Annotated in this window: 15 protein-coding genes; 5 read left to right on the top strand and 10 right to left on the bottom strand. The window is 67.5% G+C overall.

Features of this window, described 5'->3' with window-relative positions; translation table 11 throughout:
• Window positions 1-14 precede the first annotated feature (14 nt).
• On the top strand, window positions 15-2,351 hold the full coding sequence (locus IFT65_RS14890; RefSeq protein WP_192082083.1) for a phosphomannomutase/phosphoglucomutase: 2,337 nt from the start codon (window positions 15-17) through the stop codon (window positions 2,349-2,351).
• Window positions 2,352-2,399: 48 nt separating this feature from the next.
• On the opposite strand, the gene IFT65_RS14885 is transcribed toward IFT65_RS14890, so the two are convergent.
• The 8 genes from IFT65_RS14885 to pyrE form a co-directional block, all read right to left on the bottom strand.
• A complete protein-coding gene (locus tag IFT65_RS14885; RefSeq protein WP_192082082.1) occupies window positions 2,400-3,116 on the bottom strand; it encodes a response regulator transcription factor in 717 nt (238 codons plus the stop codon).
• Window positions 3,100-5,760 (bottom strand): sensor histidine kinase KdpD, encoded by a 2,661-nt coding sequence (locus IFT65_RS14880; RefSeq protein WP_192082081.1) that lies wholly within the window; start codon window positions 5,758-5,760, stop codon window positions 3,100-3,102. The genes IFT65_RS14885 and IFT65_RS14880 overlap by 17 nt, the downstream gene beginning before the upstream one ends.
• 36 nt (window positions 5,761-5,796) lie before the next feature.
• Entirely contained in the window at window positions 5,797-6,462 is a 666-nt protein-coding gene (gene kdpC / locus IFT65_RS14875) for a potassium-transporting ATPase subunit KdpC (RefSeq protein ID WP_192082080.1), read from the bottom strand.
• Window positions 6,459-8,513, bottom strand: a complete 2,055-nt coding sequence (gene kdpB / locus IFT65_RS14870) for a potassium-transporting ATPase subunit KdpB (protein WP_192082079.1) — start codon at window positions 8,511-8,513, stop codon at window positions 6,459-6,461. Before kdpB ends, kdpC begins: the two co-directional genes overlap by 4 nt.
• Window positions 8,514-8,517: 4 nt before the next feature.
• Window positions 8,518-10,218 (bottom strand): potassium-transporting ATPase subunit KdpA, encoded by a 1,701-nt coding sequence (gene kdpA / locus IFT65_RS14865; protein ID WP_192082078.1) that lies wholly within the window; start codon window positions 10,216-10,218, stop codon window positions 8,518-8,520.
• Window positions 10,219-10,230: 12 nt separating this feature from the next.
• The gene (locus tag IFT65_RS14860) at window positions 10,231-10,323 is read right to left on the bottom strand and encodes a potassium-transporting ATPase subunit F (RefSeq protein ID WP_188327166.1); all 93 of its coding nucleotides are present in this window, start codon (window positions 10,321-10,323) and stop codon (window positions 10,231-10,233) included.
• Between the two features lie 636 nt (window positions 10,324-10,959).
• Entirely contained in the window at window positions 10,960-11,607 is a 648-nt protein-coding gene (locus tag IFT65_RS14855; protein ID WP_192082077.1) for a hypothetical protein, read from the bottom strand.
• Between the two features lie 23 nt (window positions 11,608-11,630).
• A complete protein-coding gene (gene pyrE / locus IFT65_RS14850) occupies window positions 11,631-12,290 on the bottom strand; it encodes an orotate phosphoribosyltransferase (RefSeq protein ID WP_188325827.1) in 660 nt (219 codons plus the stop codon).
• Between the two features lie 143 nt (window positions 12,291-12,433).
• On the opposite strand from pyrE, the gene IFT65_RS14845 reads away from it, so the two are divergent.
• The 3 genes from IFT65_RS14845 to IFT65_RS14835 all read left to right on the top strand — a co-directional run bounded on the left by IFT65_RS14845 (window position 12,434) and on the right by IFT65_RS14835 (window position 14,837).
• Entirely contained in the window at window positions 12,434-13,234 is an 801-nt protein-coding gene (locus IFT65_RS14845) for an exodeoxyribonuclease III (RefSeq protein WP_192082076.1), read from the top strand.
• Window positions 13,231-14,532 (top strand): MFS transporter, encoded by a 1,302-nt coding sequence (locus IFT65_RS14840; RefSeq protein ID WP_192082075.1) that lies wholly within the window; start codon window positions 13,231-13,233, stop codon window positions 14,530-14,532. Before IFT65_RS14845 ends, IFT65_RS14840 begins: the two co-directional genes overlap by 4 nt.
• 77 nt (window positions 14,533-14,609) lie before the next feature.
• Window positions 14,610-14,837, top strand: coding sequence for a hypothetical protein (locus tag IFT65_RS14835; protein ID WP_188325830.1), 228 nt, complete (start codon window positions 14,610-14,612; stop codon window positions 14,835-14,837).
• Between the two features lie 45 nt (window positions 14,838-14,882).
• On the opposite strand, the gene IFT65_RS14830 is transcribed toward IFT65_RS14835, so the two are convergent.
• Both IFT65_RS14830 and IFT65_RS14825 read right to left on the bottom strand, forming a co-directional pair.
• Window positions 14,883-16,010, bottom strand: coding sequence for an anhydro-N-acetylmuramic acid kinase (locus IFT65_RS14830; protein WP_192082074.1), 1,128 nt, complete (start codon window positions 16,008-16,010; stop codon window positions 14,883-14,885).
• A 76-nt stretch (window positions 16,011-16,086) separates the two neighbouring features.
• Window positions 16,087-17,553, bottom strand: coding sequence for a peptidoglycan DD-metalloendopeptidase family protein (locus IFT65_RS14825; protein ID WP_192082073.1), 1,467 nt, complete (start codon window positions 17,551-17,553; stop codon window positions 16,087-16,089).
• 170 nt (window positions 17,554-17,723) lie between these two features.
• Between IFT65_RS14825 and tyrS the strand changes: the two genes are divergently transcribed.
• Entirely contained in the window at window positions 17,724-18,935 is a 1,212-nt protein-coding gene (tyrS, locus tag IFT65_RS14820; protein ID WP_192082072.1) for a tyrosine--tRNA ligase, read from the top strand.
• Window positions 18,936-19,247: the final 312 nt, after the last annotated feature.

Here is a 19,247-nt window from a genome sequence, read left to right as displayed (position 1 = left end):
TCTCGGGGGACAGGATGATCGGCAAGGGGAAGGGAGTAGCGGCAAGCGGGCGCACGGGACCGTTGTTGGCGGTGTTGCTGCTGTTGTTGGCCGGGTGGTTCGGTTGGAGTGCCGCGCAACAATGGCGGCAGACGCATACCGGCACGCAGCTGGAACAGGCGCGCGATACCGCCGTGCAGGGACTGCAACAAGCGCTGGCCGGTCAGGTGCAGCAGTTCGCCAGGCAGTTGCAGGCGCCGCGGGTGCAGCAGGCCCTGCAGGCCGGCGACACGACCGCTGCGGCAACGGCATTGCGTGAAAGCTGGACCGGCGTCGAAGACGTGCAGGTGTGGAATGGCACGCTGGACAGCGCCTACGCAGATCCGCCGGCCTTTGGGTACGCGCGTCTCGCCTTGCTGGAGGCCGCGCTGGGCGCGGAGGCGCCGGTTGCCCGGGTGGTGCGTGCAAAAGAGGGCGCGCGGTTCGGATTGGCCGCGCGTGTCCCGCTTGGCCCGGAAGACGCTGCCGTGGTCTACGTACAACAGCCGCTGATGCAGCTCACCGGACCGCTGGATGCCGTGCAGGCGCCGGCGAGCGGCTACCTCGCGCTGCGCCAGGGAAGTTTCAACGTGCTCGAGCGCGGTAACCCAGCGCTTGCCGACAGTGGTGAAGTGCTGGCGCGCCCGATCAAGGGCAGCAGCCTGCGGCTGGCCGCCGGGGTGCCCTCCATCGAGGCCGGTCCGCTGGGACTGGGGCCGCTCGGCTGTTCCATCGTGGCCCTGTTGCTGGTGCTGGTTGCCGTGCTGGTGGTGGTGGGCAAGTCGCGCCTGCCATTGCCTTCGCGCACATCGCGCACCGCGGCCGAAGAACACGGGTTGACCCTTCGCGAAAGCCTGGCGCAGACCGCCGTCGACACCGAAGCAGACGCGCCCGCGCTGGATGACAGCAGGCCCGTCGCGCCGCCGGCCGCCGCCGCTACGCTGGCGGCAGGCATCTTCCGTGCGTACGACATCCGTGGCGTGGTCGGTGATGAGCTGAGCCCCAAGGTGGCCGCGCTGATCGGCCAGGCCATCGGCAGTGAAGTGGTGGAGCAGGGCCTGCGCGAAGTCGTGATCGGTCGTGATGGTCGCCTGTCGGGCCCGGAACTCGCCGCCGGCCTGGCCGAAGGGCTTCGCCGCGCTGGGTGCGATGTGATCGACATCGGCTTGGCACCCACACCCGTGGTGTACTTCGCCAGCCATCACCTGCGTACCGGTAGCTGCGTGGCGGTGACCGGCAGCCACAATCCGCCGGAGTACAACGGCTTCAAGATCGTGATCGCGGGCCAGACCTTGTCCGGCGACGCGGTCACCGCGCTGTACACGCGCATCGTCGAAGGCCGCTTGACCCAGGCCGCGACCCCCGGCAACTACCAGCAGCGCGAAGTGAACGATGAGTACGTGCGGCGCATCGCCGACGACGTGCAGCTGGAACGGCCCTTGAAGGTCGTGGCCGATGCGGGCAACGGCGTAGCCGGTGCCCTGGTGCAGCCGCTGCTGGAAGCCATCGGTGCGGAAGTCATCCCGCTGTACTGCGATGTGGATGGCACCTTCCCCAACCACCATCCCGATCCAAGCGTGCCGGAAAACCTGCAGGACCTCGTGCAGACGGTGAAGCGTTTCGGTGCGGACCTGGGTATCGCCTTCGACGGTGATGGTGATCGCCTTGGCGTGGTCACGCCGGACGGCACGATCATCTTCGCCGACCGCCTGCTGATGCTCTTCGCCGCCGACGTGCTGCTGCGCAATCCGGGTGCGATGGTGATCTATGACGTGAAGTGCACCGGCAAGCTGGCCGACTTCGTGCTGCGCCATGGCGGCAGCCCGATGATGTGGAAGACCGGACATTCGCTGATCAAGGCACGGATGGCCGAGACGGATGCGGAGCTGGCCGGCGAGATGAGCGGCCACTTCTTCTTCCGCGAGCGCTGGTTCGGCTTCGACGATGGACTGTATGCCGCCGCGCGTCTGTTGGAGATCCTTGCCCTGCGCGAGGAGACGCCACAGGAGGTGCTGGAGGAACTGCCGCAGAGCCTCTCCACGCCGGAGATCAAGGTGCCCGTTGCCGATGGCACGCCGCACGCGCTCGTATCGCTGGTGGTCAGTGCGGCGCAGGCGCCGGAGAACCCGTTCGTCGGCGGTCGCATCTCCACGATCGACGGTCTGCGTGTCGACTTCGCCGACGGGTGGGGCCTGGTGCGCGCGTCCAACACCACCCCGGTGCTGGTGCTGCGTTTCGAGGCAGACACCGATGCGGCACTGGAGCGCATCAAGTCCCAGTTCCGCGCACAGCTGCAGCCCCTGCTGGGTGACCAGGACCTCGGTACCTGGTAGCGCCCTGCTTCGGTAGCGCCGACCCATGGTCGGCGAGCGCAGCGGCGCCTACCCCTTGAACCGCAATCCCACGCCCGGTTCGGTGAACAGATAGCGCGAGTGCAGTGCGGAATCGCCCAGCTTCTGCCGAAGCTTGCCGACCAGGATCCGCAGGTAATGCGTATCGTGCTGGTGGGTCGGCCCCCAGATGTCCTTCAGGATCTGCGGCTGCGTCACCACCCGGCCGGCATTCACCAGCAGCAGCGACAGCAGGGCGTACTCCTTGCGCGTCAGGGTGACGGGCACCCCCTCCAGTGCCACCTCGCGGCGCACCAGGTCGATGCGCAGATGCCCATCGTCGAACACCGGCGGCTGGCCGTCGAGCGGCGACGCGCGCGTGCGCAGCAGCATCCGTACGCGTGCCATCAGCTCCTGCGTGCCAAACGGCTTGGTCACGTAGTCATTGGCCCCCGCATCCAGCGCACGCACCTTTTCTGCTTCGCCTGCGCGGACCGTCAGCATGATCACCGGCACCTGGCTCCACTGCCGGAGGTCGGCCAGCACCTCGTGCCCTTCCCGGTCCGGCAGGCCGATATCCAGGATCACCAGGTCCACGTGCTCCGCGACCAGTCGTTCCAGCCCTTCCTGCCCGCTGGCGGCCTGCACCACCCGGTAGCCCTGCGCACGCAGGCTGATATCCAGGAAGCGCCGGATCTGCGCTTCATCGTCGATGACCAGCACGCAGGCGGGGGGGATGGAGGGAGCGGTGTCAGGCGGCAGCGGCATCGGGGTGACCGGCAGGGGTGAGCAGAGGCAGCGAAATCCGTATCAGCGTACCGCGTCCGTCCTGTCCCGCCAGCGCCTGCACGCTGCCTCCATGTGCGCCGATCATGCCCTGGCAGATGGCCAGGCCCAGCCCGGTGCCGTGGCGGCCGCGATCACCGCGTTCCACGCTGTAGAACATATCGAAGATGCGGGCCCGCTCATCGGCCGGGATGCCGGGCCCCTGGTCGAGCACGTCGACCACCAGCGTGGCGTCCTGCAACCGCGCGCTGACCGTGACCGGCGCGCCCGGCGGGGAAAACTTCGCGGCGTTTTCCATCACGTTGAACAGGGCCTGTTCGACCAGTGCAGGATGCACCCAGATCGGGGCAAGTGACGGCGGGATGTCCAGTACCAATTGCACCGTCGGCTGGTAACGCTGCAGCCGTCGTGCGGCCGAGCCGACCAGCTCGTCCACGCCGATCCAGTCACGGTTGATCGTCAGCCCATCATGGCCGAGCCGGGTCATGTCCAGCAGGTTCTGGATGTAGCGGTCCAGGCGTTCGCCTTCCAGCATGATGGTGTCCAGCAGCGCACGGCGGTCGCTGCCATCCATCGCCTCGCCATAGCTGGCCAGGCTGTCGGCCGACCCGATCATTGCAGCAAGCGGCGAACGCAGGTCATGGGAGACCGAGGACAACAGCGCCGAGCGCAGCCGTTCGGTCTCGTTGCTGACGTGGGCCTGCTCCAGCTCGGCCACCAAGCGCGTACGCAGCGCGGCCTGGGCAATGTCATCCACCATCGCCATCGCCAGCTGCCGTTGTTCCGGTGCCAACCGCGCCAGCCCCTGCGGAAAGCACAGCGCCGCCACGCCGATGCAGCGTGCGTCGCCATCCAGCAGGGGAAGGCACCACCACCGTGCGCCGGCCAAGGTATCGGTGAAACGGCCGCTGGCCTGCCCTTGGCGCTGCGACCAGTCGGCGGCGGCCAGGTCCGTATCGCCCGGCACGGCGCTGCCACTGCGGGCGACGTCGCTGCCGATGCGAAGCCATGCCGGCACCTCCAAGGCCTGCTCCAGGGCCTGCCGTCCGGCGCTGGCCACGGCTTCAATGCTGGCGGCGCGGGTGAGCTGCAGGCCCAGCTGCTGGCGGGCATGTGCATGCCGGTTGGCAGCGCGCAACGCGACCACCTGCATGCGCAGGCGTGACGCAAGGCGGCCCGCCACCAGCGCCGCAGCCAGGAAAAGAAAGACCGTGATAACGCCTTGCCGCGCGCTGATGGCGAAGGTGAAGCGCGGTGCGATGAACAGGAAGTTGTACGCCAGGAAGCACAAGCCGGCGGCGAGCACCGCAGCGCTCGCGCGGGTACGGGCGGCGACCAGCACCACCGCGACGATGAACACCATCGACAGATCCGCCATGCCCACCCAGCGTTCGGCGACCCACGCCACCGCGCAGGCCAGGGTGCACGCGACCAGGGCCTGCAGCATTTCCATGCCTTGGCCCGGTGAGGGCGACAGCTGGCGATCACGCCGCGACCTGGCGCGCGCACGCGGCGTGCTGATGATGGTGATCTCGTAGTGCGCGCCATGCTGGATCAGCTGCTGGGTGAGCGTCCGGTTGAGCATCCGGGCCAGTGGACGTTCGCGCGTACGCCCCAGCAGCAGCGTCGATACGTTGTTCTGTGCGGCATGGTCCAGCAACGCGTCAGCCACGCTGGCGCCGTGCAGCAGTTCAGCGTCCGCCCCCAGCCGGCGCGCGAGCGCGAACGCCGCGTCGATCTCACGCTGGGTCGCTTCGTCGGCGCGCCGTCGTTGCACGGTGACCACGGTCCACGGCGCATCGCGGCGCTCGGCGATGCGCCGTGCCACGCGGACCAGATACTCGCTCTGCCCAGCCCCATCGATCGCCACCAGCACGCGTCGGCGCAAGGGCAAGGCCGCCTCGCCGCCCGCAGCGCGGACCTCGCGCAGGCTGCTGTCGACGCGGTCGGCCGCTTCCTGCATCGCCAGTTCGCGCAGCGCGGTCAGGTTGGCGGTGGAGAAAAAAGACTGCAGTGCCTGCGAGGCCTGTTCCGGTATGTAGACCTTGCCCTGTTGCAGGCGTGCGATCAGTTCGCGCGGCGGCAGGTCGACCAGCACGATGTCGTGCAGTCGATCCAGCACGACATCGGGCACGGTTTCGGTGACCCGGATGCCGGTGATGCGCAGGACGACGTCATTGAGGCTTTCCAGATGCTGGATGTTGACCGTGGTCCACACATCGATGCCGGCATCCAGCAGTTCCAGCACATCCTGCCATCGACGTTCGTGGCGGCTGCCCGGTGCATTGCGATGGGCCAGTTCGTCCACCAGCACCAGCGCGGGCGCGCGCTGCACGATGGCGTCCAGGTCCATTTCCTGCAGCGTCCGGTCGCGGTAGGTCAGCTGCCGCTGCGGCAGCGCCGGCACGCCGTGCAGCAGCGCGGCGGTCTCGGCGCGGCCATGGGTTTCCACCACGCCCGCCACCAGGTCCACGCCACGCCGCAGCTGTTCCTGCGCACGCGTGAGCATGCTGAAGGTCTTGCCCACGCCCGGTGCCGCGCCGAGGAACACGGTCAGCCTGCCCCCGGCATCGCGCTGCAGTCCTTCGATGAGGGCATCGGCCTGGCGGCTGCGGGAATCGGTCATGGCGCTGATTGTGCGCCAGCACGGCGTGCCACGACATCACCGTGCATGCGCGGCCGCCTGCACGGACTGGTTGAGCCGCATCACGTTGATCCGGGGTTGGCCGAACAGGCCCCAGCGCGGCGCCTGCACCTGCGCATCGACCAGCGCCTGTACGGCGGCAGGGGACAGCCCACGCGCATGCGCCACGCGGGCCACCTGCACCTGCACGGCGGCCGGCGAAAGATCCGGATCCAGGCCGCTGCCGGACTGGGTCACCAGATCAGCCGGCACCTGCGCCGCGGGGATGCCTTCGCGCGCCGCCACAGCGGCGGTGGCTTCGGCAACGCGGGCAGCCAGTGCGGGATTGCTGCGCGCCATGTTGGACCCGGCCGCCGCCATCGGATCGTGGCTGGCCGCGGACGGGCGCGTCTGGAACCAGCCATCGCCGACGAAAGGCTGTGCCAGCAGCGCTGAACCGCGTACCGTGCCCTGCGCGTCGTGCAGCAGGCTGCCGTCGGACTGCGCCGGAAAGGCCAGCCGTGCCAGCCCCGTGCCGACGCCGGCGTAAAGCGCGCCGGCCAGCAGCAGGCTGCCCAGCCCCAGCACCACGGCGGGGCGCCAAGGGGCGTCATGCTGCAGTCTCGCTTCGCGCTCGGCCGCAGCCCGGGCACGTGCACGCGCCGGTGCGGTGGTCTCTGCGGGGGTCATCATCGAACGATTCATGCGCCAATCACCATCATCAGGAGGAAGTCGATCGCCTTGATCGCCACGAACGGCAGCAGCACGCCACCGAGCCCGTACACCAGCATGTTCCGCCGCAGCAACATCGTGGCCGTGGCCGGACGGAAGCGGACGCCGCGCAATGCCAACGGAATCAGGGCAGGGATCACCAGCGCATTGAAGATCAGTGCGGCGAGCACCGCGTTGCGTGGACTGGACAGGCCCATCACGTTCAACGACGCCATCGCAGGCACGGTCGCGGCGAACAGCGCCGGCAGGATGGCGAAGTATTTGGAGATGTCGTTGGCCAGCGAGAACGTCGTCAGCGCACCGCGGGTGATCAGCTGCTGCTTGCCGATCTCGACCACGGCCAGCAGTTTGGCCGGATCCGAATCCAGGTCGACCATGTTGCCGGCCTCCTTGGCGGCCTGCGTGCCGGAGTTCATCGCCAGGCCGATGTCGGCCTGCGCCAGCGCGGGCGCATCGTTGGTGCCATCGCCGACCATCGCCACCAACCGGCCGCCGGCCTGCTCCTGGCGGATGCGCGCCAGCTTGTCTTCGGGTCGGGCCTCGGCGATGTAGTCGTCCACGCCGGCCTCGGCCGCGATCGCGGCGGCGGTAAGCGGGTTGTCGCCGGTGATCATCACCGTGCGGATGCCCATCGCCCGCAGCTGGGCGAATTTCTCGCGCATGCCGTGCTTGACCACGTCGGACAGTTCGACCACGCCCAGCACATGGCGACCTTCGGCCACCACCAGCGGTGTGGCGCCATTGCGCGCAACCTGTTCCACGCGTCCGCTGAGTTCGGCCGGCACCTCGCCGCCCAGTGCCTGTACGTGCGCGCGGATGGCGTCCGCGGCGCCCTTACGGATGCTTCTGGACGTCCCCAGGTCGACGCCGGACATCCGTGTCTGTGCGCTGAAAGCGAGGTAGTGGGCCTGTTCGGGCTCTGCGTGGCGGCAGCCCTGTTCGCGCCCCAGGCGCACGATGGATTTACCCTCCGGCGTGGGGTCGGCCAGCGATGACAGCAGGGCCGCCTCGCGCAGCTGTGACACATCCACGCCCGCCAGCGGATGGAACGCGGTCGCCTGCCGGTCGCCATGGGTAATGGTGCCGGTCTTGTCCAGCAGCAGCACATCAATGTCGCCGGCCACTTCCACGGCCTTGCCCGACTTGGCCAGGATGTTGGCGGACAGTGCCCGGTTCATGCCCGCGATGCCGATGGCCGGCAGCAATCCGCCGATGGTGGTCGGGATCAGGCAGACCAGCAGCGCAACCAGCAACAAGGGATCCACGCGTACGCCCACCGATGCACCGATCGCCGGCAGGGTTGCGACCACCACCAGGAAGGTCAGCGTCATCGCGGCCAGCAGCAGGGTCAGCGCCACTTCGTTCGGTGTTTTCTGCCGGTTGGCCCCTTCCACCAGCGCGATCATCCGATCCAGGAAACTGTGGCCTGGTTCGGCGGTGATGCGCACCACGATCTGATCGGACAGGACCTTGGTGCCGCCGATCACCCCGGATCGATCGGTGCCGGCTTCACGCAGCACCGGTGCCGATTCGCCGGTGACGGCGGCTTCGTTGATGGTGGCCAGGCCCTGGACGATTTCACCATCGGCCGGAACCAGCTCGCCCTCGCTGACCAGCACGTGGTCACCCGGGCGCAGTTCGGCAGCGGCGACCTGTTCCTGCTGCGCATCAGGGTGCGCCGTGCGCAGGCGGCGCGCGACCAGATCCTGACGGGCGCGTCGCAGGGAGGCGGCCTGGCCACGGCCACGTGCTTCGGCCACCGCCTCGGCGAAGTTGCCGAACAGCACGGTGAGCAGCAGGATCGCGCTGACCGCCAGGCCGAAGCCGAGCGGTGCATTGCCGCTCAACGTGATGACCAGCGCGAGCAGGGTACCGGCCAGCACCACGGCCATCACCGGACTGTGCATCAGGTGCCGGGGGGAGAGCTTGCGGACGGATTCCAGCAGCGCGTGGCGCAGCCCGGCGGCATCCAGCAGGGCAGGGCGACGCGGCAGGGAAGAAGGAGCGACAGGGTTCATGGGCATTGCCTCAATGCAGGCCAAGGCTGAGGTGATCGGCCACCGGGCCGAGCACCAGAACCGGCAGGAACTGCAGGACGGTCAGGATGACGATCACGCTGAGCAGGGTCAGCGCGAAGGTGGGGGTTTCGATCTGCAGCGTGCCTGGCGATTCCGGTGCCCGGCGCTTGGCGGCAAGCTGCGCGGCGATCACCAGCGGCACGATCAGCAGCGGGAAGCGGCCCAGCAGCAGGACCAGCGAGCAGGTCAGGTTCCACCACGGCGTGTTGTCGCCCAGCCCCTCGAAACCCGAGCCGTTGTTGGCGTAGGCCGAGGCGTACTCATAGAACACCTGGCTGATGCCATGGAAGCCGGGATTGGACGTGCCGGACAACCCCGGTACGGCCAAGGTGACCGCGGTAAGCACCAGCAGGGTGATCGGCTGCAGCAGGACCAGCAGCGCGAGCAGGCGGATCTGCGGTGTTTCCAGCTTGCGTCCGAACAGCTCCGGCGTACGGCCGGTCATCAGGCCGGCCAGGAACACGCCCAGCAGCAGGTAGACGATGAACTGCTGCAGGCCGCAGCCGATGCCGCCCCAGATGGCACTGACCAGCATGTTGACCAGCGACACCGCACTGGCCAGCGGACTCATCGAGTCGAGCATGCCGTTGACCGAACCGTTCGACACCTGGGTGGTGACGGCCGCCCACAACGCCGTGGCGTCACTGCCCAGCCGTACTTCCTTGCCTTCCATCAGCAGGGCGCTGGCGGCGGTGGGGGAGTGGCCTTCCAGCCAGACGGTGGCCGCGATGGAGACCGTGGACATGCTGGCCATGCAGCCCAGTACCAGCCAGCCGAAGCGGCGGCGTCCGGTGAAGGCACCGATCATGAAGATGATCGCGATGGGGATCAGCAGGATACCGACCAGCTCCAGTGCGTTGGACAGCGGCGTCGGGTTCTCCAAGGGAAACGCGCTGTTCGGCCCATACCAGCCGCCGCCGTTGGCGCCGAGCTGCTTGGCGGCGACCATCGCGGCGACCGGGCCCAGCGGGATCTTCTGCGTTTCCATGCCAGCGCTCGTGTCCATCGGCGTGGCCTGCGGGCCTGCCGCGAACGTGGACGGCACGCCCTGGCTCGCCAGCAGCACGGTCCACAGCAGGCACAGCGGCAGCATGAAACGCACGCACAGGCGCAGCACGTCGCGGTAGTAGTTGCCGACATCGATGCGGCGGTCGCCATCGTCGGTCACGTCCGTCCGTGTCGGCGCGAACATCGCGCGCAGCGTGGCCACCGCCAGTGCCAGGCCCATCATCGGCGTCACCACCTGCAGTCCGGTGATGCCGGTCATCTGCGAGAGATAGGACAGCTGCGCCTGGCCGGAATAATGCTGCTGGTTGGTGTTGGTGAGGAAGGACACCATCGTATGCAGCGCCGTATCCCACCGCAGGTTGGCAATGCCATCGGGGTTGAGCGGCAGCCAGGCCTGGGTCATGAACACCGCCCAGACCAGCACGGCGATGACCAGGTTGCTGAGCACGAACGCACCGACGTAACCCCGCCAGGACATGCCATGCGCCGGATCGACGCCGAGCACGCGGTACAGCGGTTTCTCAATCCAGTGGAACAGGGGGTCGATGCGCATGGGGGCGCCCCGCATCACCCGCGCCAGGTACAGGCCCAGCGGCCAGGCCAGCAGCACGCTGGCCGCCAGCAGAACGAAGATCTCGGTCATGTCAGGGGCCCGTCAGAAGGATTCGGGCCGGAGCACGACGTAGAGCAGGTACGCGGCCGCCACCAGCACCAGCACGCCGCACAGCAGGGAAAGCCAGCCGGGCATGGTCAGCACCCCGCCTGGCAGGAACAGCAACGGCCGCCGGCCGGGTGGGCGGCGGTGCAACGCGAAGTCGATGACATGACAGTGATCGTCCTGGTGGAACCGCTCCACCTCAGGACGTCATGCTCCGCCTGGCACGCGTAAAGCCTCCATGGCGCGTTCCCTGCGGCCGCATAAAGTCAGCGTAAATACTGCGGCGAACGGGTGAGACCCCCTCGCGGCTGGCGCTGACAGCAGGTTGCGTGTCTGGGGCCGGGCGGTGGGGCTGGTCGGGGGACGGCAAGAGCCGCATCCATGCAGGCCTCGTTTCGCGCCATCCATGGCGCTCAACGCCCCCGCCCAGCCCCACCGCCCGACCCCCCTGACAGGTTCCGTGGCCGCCCGCCGCGTAATAAAAAAGAGAAAAGCGGTAGCGCCGACCCATGGTCGGCGAGCGTAGCGGGCCGTTGGCGGAAACATTCCGCCGAGCACGGCTCGGCGCTACCGCAGGCCCCGTTGACCCGTCGGGTGGAGGGAGCCCCTGAGTCAGGGGCGGCCGCGAAGAGGGGGGGTGTGGGTGCTGGTGAGACGGGGCCCACGGTTTGCGCAGCAAAGCGTGGGAGCGGCAGCGCGAATGCGATGACGTGGACCCGTGTGCCCTCAGGCCGCGGGCGTACCGCCTTTCAGCAGGCGGAAACGCTGCACCGTCTCATCGATCTCCACATCCAACTCCTTGCGCTGGCGCTCGAAGGTCGCCTGCATGCGTTGCTGTGCGATCAGTTCCCCATGCCGCTGGCGGATGGTGGCGGCGGGCTTGTCGCCCACGGGGCGGCCGGCCAGTTCCTGGTCGCCGGCGCTGGCCAGTGCAGTGAACAGCGCATCGCGCAGGCTGGCGACGTTGTACCGCGCCGTATTGATGTTGTTTTCGAGAATGCCGATGCGTTCGCTGAAGACCCGCCGCAGTTCGGCTTCACTGCCATAGGTGGACAGCATCGCCTGCTCGGTACGTTGGCGGGTCTCGCGCGCCATTTCATCCAGGCGCGCTTGCGCGTCTGCCACGGCGGCCTGTGCGCGCTCATCCTCGTTGAGCGCGCGCTGCACCTGGCCGCTGCGCAGGCCGCTGATGGCGCTGAACTCTTCGCGCGCATTGTTGACCGCGTCGGCGGGCAGGGCATCGCTGCAGATGCGTTGAGTGCCCTGGTTCCAGCAATACAGCTTTTTCGGCTTGGGATCTGCCGTGCCCTGTGCGCTGGCCACGCACGGCACGGTCAGCAGCACGACCGCTAACAGCGATGAAATCCTCACCATGGCGACCACCCCCTTGGGCCGTTTCAGTGCGTAGGACGGCTGCCGTAGCGGGACCGATAGTCCTCCAGCGGCTGCCGGTAGCCGACAAGTTCCGGGTTTCCGGACGCGAAATCAAGCAGATCCGCCATCGTCGCAACGGCGATCACCGGAATGCCGGCTTCTTCGGCCACGGCCTGCGCGGCCGAGCGCTTGTCGGTTTCCGAGGCGATCTCCTGGCGATCCAGTGCCACCACGATGCCGGCCGGAATGCCGCCCGCCGCACGGATGATCGCCATCGCTTCACGGATCGCGGTGCCCGCGGTGATGACGTCATCGACGATCAGTACCCGCTTTCCGGTCATGTCGGCGCCGATCAGCTGGCCGCCTTCGCCGTGGTCCTTCACTTCCTTGCGGTTGAACGACAACGGCAGGTCGCGGCCACGCTGCGCCAGCTCGCAGGCCATCGCGGTGGCCAGCGGAATGCCCTTGTAGGCCGGGCCGAACACCACGTCGTACTTCAGGCCGACCGCATCGACGGCGTCGGCGTAACACAGCGCCAGCTGCGCCATCTTGGAGCCGGAATCAAATCGGCCGGCATTGAAAAAATAGGGGCTCAGGCGGCCGGACTTGAGGGTGAACTGGCCGAAGCGCAGGGCGTCGGCGCTCAGGGCCAACTGCAGGAAACGGTGACGATGGTCGCTCATCTGACTCTATCTATCTTCTTCTTGGAACGTAAAGCGTACTGCAAAGCCCGCGTCAGGTCCCTTTCAACGGGGGAGAAAGGGGGCCGAGGCCGGTGGCAACAGGTATGCTGGGCCGGTTTCCGCCGACACCCTGAATCGACCGCATGCGCATCATCAGCTTCAACGCCAACGGCATCCGTTCGGCTGCCAGCAAGGGCTTCCTCGAGTGGTTCCGCGCCCAGGACGCCGACGTCCTGTGCATCCAGGAAACCAAGGCACAGGAGGCGCAGCTGTCCGATCCGATGTTCCGTCCGGATGGCCACCATTGCTTCTACCGCGACGCCAGCACCAAGAAGGGCTACAGCGGCGTGGCCATCTACAGCAAGCGCGAACCCGACCAGGTCATCACCTCGCTGGGCTGGGCGCCGTTCGACGAAGAAGGGCGTTACATCGAGGCCCGCTTCGGCAATCTCAGCGTGGTCTCCTTCTATATTCCGTCGGGCAGTTCCGGCGATCTGCGCCAGGGCTTCAAGTTCGAGGTGATGGAATGGCTCCGGCCGATCCTCGACCAGTGGCTGCACAGCGGCCGTGATTACGTCCTCTGCGGCGACTGGAACATCGTCCGCTCGGCGCTGGACATCAAGAACTGGAAATCCAACCAGAAGAACTCCGGCTGCCTGCCGGAAGAGCGCGACTGGCTCAATGCGGTGTGCGCCGACCATGGCCAGGCCACCGACCTGGCCAGCGGGCGCGGCTGGGCGGATGCTTACCGCGTGCTGCACCCGACCGGCGAGGACTACACCTGGTGGAGCAACCGCGGCGCGGCGCGGGCCAACAACGTGGGGTGGCGCATTGACTACCAGTTCGTCAGCCCGGGCCTGCGCGACCGCCTGCAGGGGTGCTCGATCTACCGGGACGAGCGCTTCTCCGACCATGCTCCCTTCTGCGTGGACTACGCCCCATGACGGACGCGCCCGCGCCGGCGTCGTACAAGGGCTGGGCCGGCATCAAGCGCGCCTTCGGCACGCCCTCGGCCCTGACCATGGCGCTGCTGGGCTTCGGCAGCGGCCTGCCGTTCCTGCTGATCGCCTCACAGACCCTGTCCACGCGCCTGCGCGACGTCGGCCTGGAGCTGGGCAGCATCGGCCTGATCAGCCTGGCCAGCTTCTTCTACCTGCTCAAGTTCCTGTGGGCCCCGATGCTGGACCGCTACGCGGTGCCCCTGCTGGGTTTCATGGGACGCCGCCGTTCCTGGCTGCTGGTGTCGCAGGTCATGGTGCTGGTGGGTCTGGTCGCGCTGGCCTTCGTGCGCCCGGAACAGGGCGTGTGGCCACTGGTCTGCTGGGTACTGGTGGCGTCCTTCGCCGGCGCCACCCAGGATTCGGTGGTCGATGCGTACCGTATCGAGATCGCACCGGATGCCTCGCAGGCTGCATTGGCGGCCACGTACACGCTGGGCTACCGGATCGGCCTGATCCTGGCCGGGGCCGGCGCGCTGTACCTGGCGCAGTTCGAAGGCTGGATCATCGCCTACCTGGCCATGGCCGCGCTGATGCTGCTGCCGATCCTCACCACGGTGTTCTGCCGCGAGCCGGCGCACCCGGAAGCGGCCGTCGTGCGCCGCATCGATGTGGCCGAAGCCTTCATCCAGCCGATCAGCAGCTTCTTCACCCGCAACGGGGTAGCGCTGGCGGTTGGACTGTTGGCCTTCGTCGGGTTGTTCAAATTCCCGGATCAGGTGATCGGCGTGATGGCCGGTCCCTTCTATCTCGATTCGGGCTTCGACAAGGCGGACATCGCCACCGTGTCCAAGCTGTTCGGTGTCTGGATGGGCATCGGCGGGGCGTTCCTCGGCGGCATCGCGGTGGCAGCGTTCGGCTTCCGCCGGATGCTGCTGGTGGCGGCCCTCGGCGTCGCCCTGTCCAACCTCGCGTTCCTGCTGATGGCCCATAACCCCGGCCAGCTGTGGGCGTTCTATGCGGCGCTGAGTGCCGACAACCTGTTCCAGGGGTTTGCCGGCACGGTGCTGGTGGCGTTCATGTCATCGCTGACCGATCGCAACTTCACCGCCACCCAGTACGCGCTGCTGGTCTCGCTGGCCAACCTGCCGGGCAAGTTCGTCGGCGGTGTGTCCGGATACATCGTGGAGGCCACTTCGTACAGCGTGTTCTTCATGCTCAGCGCGGTGACCGTGGTACCGACGCTGCTGCTGCTGGCGTGGTTGTGGCCACGCCTGTCCGACACCGCATCGCCTGCAGGCTGATTGCCTGCGGGCGCGCGGTACGGGATGATCGCCTGTCGGCACCGTGGGGACGGGGCCATGCAAGGGGGAGCACACTCATGGCGGACCTGCTGCTGCAGGAAGTGGATCCGATGATCCTGGACCGTATCGCGCGGTTGGCGGTGGCGCGAGGGTGGACACAGGCGCAGGCCTGTGTCGCCGTGCTGGAGCAGGGCCTGTTTTCCACCGAACTGGAAGTCCGCAGCGGCTTCGAGAATCCGGAAGTCGATGCATTGGCCGATGCCATCGCGGCCCTGCAGGCCCTGCCGGCCGGCCACGGCTTCTGACGTGTCGCCAAGCGCCGGGCCACGCTCGGCGAATCCCGAACGGCCTTACCCCGGATGGATGGCGCCCAGGATCCGCGGCCCCTGTGCCCCGGTGACGCTGGGCAGGTTGCCCGCCAGTCCGTCCAGCGTGCGCTGCGCCAGCCACGCGAACCCCATCGCCTCCATATAGTCCGGGTCCAGCCCGTGCACGGCGCTGGATTCCACCACCACGCCGGGCAAGCGTGCGCCCAGCCGCAGCAGCAGTTGGCCATTGCGGACGCCGCCGCCGCACACCAGAAGACGACGGGTGCCAGGCTGGTTGCGCCGCAGCGCATCGGCGATGGTGGCGACGCTCAGCTCCAGCAGCGTGGCCTGCACATCGGCCGCCGGGCGTTGGCCATCGGCCAGGAAGCTCTGTGCCCATGGCAGGTGGAACTGCTCGCGGCCGGTGCTCTTGGGCGGCGGCAACTGGAACCACGGGTCGGCCCGCCAGCGCGCCAGCAGTCCCTCGTCGACCACGCCACTGGCGGCGAAGGCACCATCGGCATCGAACGCCTGGCCGGTGTGGCGCTGGCACCACGCATCCAGCAGGGCGTTGGCCGGGCCCGTATCGAAGCCAAGCAGGGTGCCCGATCGCGGGATCAGCGTCAGGTTGGCGATGCCGCCGAGATTCAGCACGGCACGGTCTTCGTCGGCCGTGCCCAGCATGGCCAGATGGAAGGCCGGCATCAGCGGCGCGCCCTGGCCACCGGCGGCGACGTCGCGGCGACGAAAATCGGCGACGGTGGTGATGCCGGTGCGCTCGGCGATGCGGTTGGCATCGCCCAGTTGCAGGGTGAACGCAGGCGATGCATTCGGGCGATGACGGACCGTCTGGCCGTGCGAACCGATGGCCCGCACCTGCCGTGCCGCCACACCGGACTGCGCAAGCAGGTCCGCGGCAGCCTCGGCGAAGGCCAGGCCGATGCGCGCATCCAGATCGCCCAGCTCGTCCAGTGACGCCAGTTCACCGCCTTGCCCCAGGACCACCAGGCGCTCGCGCAGTGTCGGCTCCCAGGCGCCGGTCAGGCCGTCGACGAAGCGGCATCCGCCCTCAGCGGGAAACTGCACGAGGGCCGCATCGATGCCATCGGCGCTGGTGCCGGACATCAGGCCTATATAGAGCGGGCACGTCGGATCGAACGAGGCGGTCATCGGAACTCCAGAAACGACAAGGGCGCCAGCTTGGGCGCCCTGTCATGAGCCGTCAATGCAGGAACAGGCTGCGGCCTCAGCCGCGCTTGTTGCCGGTCGCCACCCGCGGCGCACTCGCCACTTCAGTGCCGGAGGCACGTCCGGCCGGGGCCGGGCTGGCATCGGCGTAGATCATCTTCTCCATGCCCTGGATGCGCGCCATCGCCGGCGAGGTCTGGGCGCGGAAGGCCACCAGTTCGGCGCCACGCAGCGGCTCGGGCGGCGGCATGGTCACGCTGAGCGGATTGCGATGCTCGCCGTTGACGCGGAATTCGTAGTGCAGGTGCGGGCCGGTGGCCAGTCCGGTGGAGCCGACGTAGCCGATCACAGTGCCCTGCGCCACGCGCTGGCCGGCCTTGATGTTGCCGAAGCGCGACATATGCCCGTACAGCGTGGTGTGGCCGCGACCGTGGTCCAGGATCACCACGTTGCCGTAGCCGCGCTGGGTACCGGCGAACTGCACGCGCGCATCGCCCGCGGCCATGATCGGGGTGCCGGTGCGTGCGGCGTAGTCCACGCCCTTGTGCATGCGCATCTTGCCCAGCACGGGGTGCTTGCGTGCGCCGAAGGTCGAGCTCAACCGCGCGAACTGGATCGGCATGCGGATGAAGCTCTTCTTCAACGGGCGGCCATCGAGATCGAAGTACTCCGCCTTGCCGTTGCGGTCGAAGCGGAAGCCGGAATAGGTCTTGCCGCCGCTGCTGAAGGTGGCGGCCAGGATCTTGCTGGTGTCCACGCGCTCGCCTTCGCGCCAGGTTTCATCCATCACCACACTGAAGCGGTCGCCCGGCTGCAGGTCTTTGGAGAAATCGATGTCGTATTTGAAGATCTCGTCGGTCATGGTCGCGATTGCCGAAGGCGAAAGCCCCGCCTTGCGCGCGGCGGCGTACAGCGAGCTGGTGATCTCGCCGCTGGTGACCACGGTGCGGGTGCTGGTCTCGCGCTTGCTGACCGTTTCCTTGATGGTGTCCCCGGCCAGCGCCAACTCCACCCGGTTGGCATCGTCCCGGTTGAAGCGGATGCTGCGCAGCTCACCGGACAACGGCATGTCGAAGGCGATCTCGGTGCCTGGGCGCAGCTTGACCAGCGCGTCGCGGGCACCGGGATGCTCGAGTATCCGGTGCATGGTGGTGGCCGGGATACCCGCCTGGTCGAACAGATCGCTCAGGGTCTGGCCGCGCTGCACGCGCAGCACCTGCCAGCTGTCGCCCGGGGTGTGCTGCTGGCGCGCGAGGGACAGCGGCGGCAGCGGCAGCGCCAGACTGGTGTGCGCGTTCGGGTACGGGGTTTCGATGGTGCTGGAGAAACCCGGCACGATCGTGGCCACCAGCATGCCGATGGTGGCGAACAGGCTGGCGTGCACCCAATGACGCCGGGTCCAGCGTTCATTGAATGCAGCGGGGAGGTGGTGCCTGAGCTTCCGGTGCAGGGCGTTGTCGTGAAGGACGTGGAGCCGTTCCTTGAAGCGCTGTTTGCGCGCGCGGCCGTGATCGGAATTGAGCATCAGTGGTGTTTTCCTGGCGGGCCCGGGAACACGGGCTGGATCGCCGGTTACCATAGACACCTATGAAAAGCGCGTCAAACCCTTGTGCCTATTGGCTTTTGTGAAGCCGATGCGGTTAACTTGGTCTTAACACCCCACAAGAAAATACGGCGTTGCCGGGAGTAGTGAACGTGTCCTCCATTGATGAAGCCCTTGCCCTGATCAGCCGCGGTGCCGACGAGATCCTGAAGGTCGACGATCTGCGTGCACGCCTGGAAAGCGGCAAGCCCCTGCGGGTAAAGGCGGGGTTCGACCCTACCGCCCCCGACCTGCACCTGGGCCACACCGTGCTGTTGAACAAGCTGCGGCAGTTCCAGGACCTCGGTCACCAGGTGATCTTCCTGATCGGCGACTTCACCGGCATGATCGGCGACCCGTCCGGCAAGAGCCTGACCCGCAAGCCGCTGAGCCGTGAGGATGTGCTGGAGAACGCACGTACCTATGAAGAGCAGGTCTTCAAGGTGCTGGACCGGGAAAAGACCGAGGTCCGCTTCAATTCGGAATGGTTCGGCAAGATGTCCGCCGCCGACATGATCCGCTTGGCCGGCCAGCACACCGTGGCCCGCATGCTGGAGCGCGACGACTTCGCCAAGCGCTATGCCGCCCAGCAGTCCATCGCCATCCATGAGTTCCTGTACCCGCTGGTGCAGGGCTACGACTCGGTCGCGCTGGAAGCGGACGTGGAGCTGGGCGGTACCGACCAGAAGTTCAACCTGCTGATGGGCCGCGGCTTGCAGGAGCACCACGGGCAGAAGCCGCAGGTGGTGCTGACCATGCCGCTGCTGGAAGGCCTGGACGGCGTCAACAAGATGTCCAAGTCGCTGCACAACTATATTGGTGTCAGTGAGCCGGCCATCGACATCGTCACCAAGACCATGAAGGTGGACGATGCCCTGATGTGGCGCTGGATCGAGCTGTTGTCCTTTGACATCAGCCAGGCCGAAGCAGCCGCGTTGCGGGAACAGGTCGCGTCCGGCGGATTGAACCCGCGTGAGGTGAAGCTGCGCCTGGCCCGCGAACTGGCCACGCGGTTCCATGATGCCGCCGCCGCCGAACAGGCCGTGGTGGGCTGGAATGCCGCCGTGACCGGGCAGGGTGACATTACCCAGTTGCCGCTGCAGGACGTCGCGGTTCCTGCCGAAGGCCTGCGCATGGCCGCGCTGCTGACGGCCGCCGGGCTGACCCCGAGCAACTCCGAGGCCAACCGCAAGCTCAAGGAGCGCGCGGTCAAGGTGGACGGTGTCGTGGTGGAAGACGGGCAGCAGGTGCTGCCGCCGGGTTTCGAAGGCCTGCTGCAGGTAGGCAAGCGGACCTTCGCCCGCATCCATCTGGTCATTGCCTGATACCTCTCTATAGAGGAGGAGCGGGCCCACGGCCCGCTCTGGATGCCGATACACGAGCAACTGCAAGGCGATGTGAAAAAATATCGCCAAACCCCTTCCCAAAGTCTGGGGAAAGGGACATACTTCACCTCCCCCGTCGCAGGGGTCGCCACCAAGGGGCTTCAGCGGCAAAAGGAACGCCACCACCGCCGAACGATTTAATCGAACGAAGGTGTTGACGGACTCGAAAAGTCCGGCATAATAGGCGGCTCGCAACGGCGAAAGGCCTCCGGGTTCAACGTCGAAGCAGCAGAGTCAACAACGTCCGCTTCG

It is taken from the genome of Stenotrophomonas sp. CFBP 13725, from assembly GCF_014841935.1.
Taxonomy (GTDB): domain Bacteria; phylum Pseudomonadota; class Gammaproteobacteria; order Xanthomonadales; family Xanthomonadaceae; genus Stenotrophomonas.
This window is presented reverse-complemented; position numbering and strand designations above follow the sequence as displayed.

What these genes read in the sequence shown, in the direction of transcription:
- pyrE (WP_188325827.1), bottom strand. Translation starts at nt 12,290, where the DNA reads ATGAGCGACCATCGTCACCGTTTCCTGCAGTTGGCCCTGAGCGCCGAC.
- IFT65_RS14840 (WP_192082075.1), top strand. Translation starts at nt 13,231, where the DNA reads ATGACGGACGCGCCCGCGCCGGCGTCGTACAAGGGCTGGGCCGGCATC.
- IFT65_RS14885 (WP_192082082.1), bottom strand. Translation starts at nt 3,116, where the DNA reads ATGCCGCTGCCGCCTGACACCGCTCCCTCCATCCCCCCCGCCTGCGTG.
- kdpB (WP_192082079.1), bottom strand. Translation starts at nt 8,513, where the DNA reads ATGCCCATGAACCCTGTCGCTCCTTCTTCCCTGCCGCGTCGCCCTGCC.
- IFT65_RS14830 (WP_192082074.1), bottom strand. Translation starts at nt 16,010, where the DNA reads ATGACCGCCTCGTTCGATCCGACGTGCCCGCTCTATATAGGCCTGATG.
- IFT65_RS14890 (WP_192082083.1), top strand. Translation starts at nt 15, where the DNA reads ATGATCGGCAAGGGGAAGGGAGTAGCGGCAAGCGGGCGCACGGGACCG.
- IFT65_RS14855 (WP_192082077.1), bottom strand. Translation starts at nt 11,607, where the DNA reads ATGGTGAGGATTTCATCGCTGTTAGCGGTCGTGCTGCTGACCGTGCCG.
- kdpA (WP_192082078.1), bottom strand. Translation starts at nt 10,218, where the DNA reads ATGACCGAGATCTTCGTTCTGCTGGCGGCCAGCGTGCTGCTGGCCTGG.
- IFT65_RS14825 (WP_192082073.1), bottom strand. Translation starts at nt 17,553, where the DNA reads ATGCTCAATTCCGATCACGGCCGCGCGCGCAAACAGCGCTTCAAGGAA.
- IFT65_RS14845 (WP_192082076.1), top strand. Translation starts at nt 12,434, where the DNA reads ATGCGCATCATCAGCTTCAACGCCAACGGCATCCGTTCGGCTGCCAGC.
- IFT65_RS14880 (WP_192082081.1), bottom strand. Translation starts at nt 5,760, where the DNA reads ATGACCGATTCCCGCAGCCGCCAGGCCGATGCCCTCATCGAAGGACTG.
- kdpC (WP_192082080.1), bottom strand. Translation starts at nt 6,462, where the DNA reads ATGAATCGTTCGATGATGACCCCCGCAGAGACCACCGCACCGGCGCGT.
- IFT65_RS14860 (WP_188327166.1), bottom strand. Translation starts at nt 10,323, where the DNA reads ATGCCCGGCTGGCTTTCCCTGCTGTGCGGCGTGCTGGTGCTGGTGGCG.
- IFT65_RS14835 (WP_188325830.1), top strand. Translation starts at nt 14,610, where the DNA reads ATGGCGGACCTGCTGCTGCAGGAAGTGGATCCGATGATCCTGGACCGT.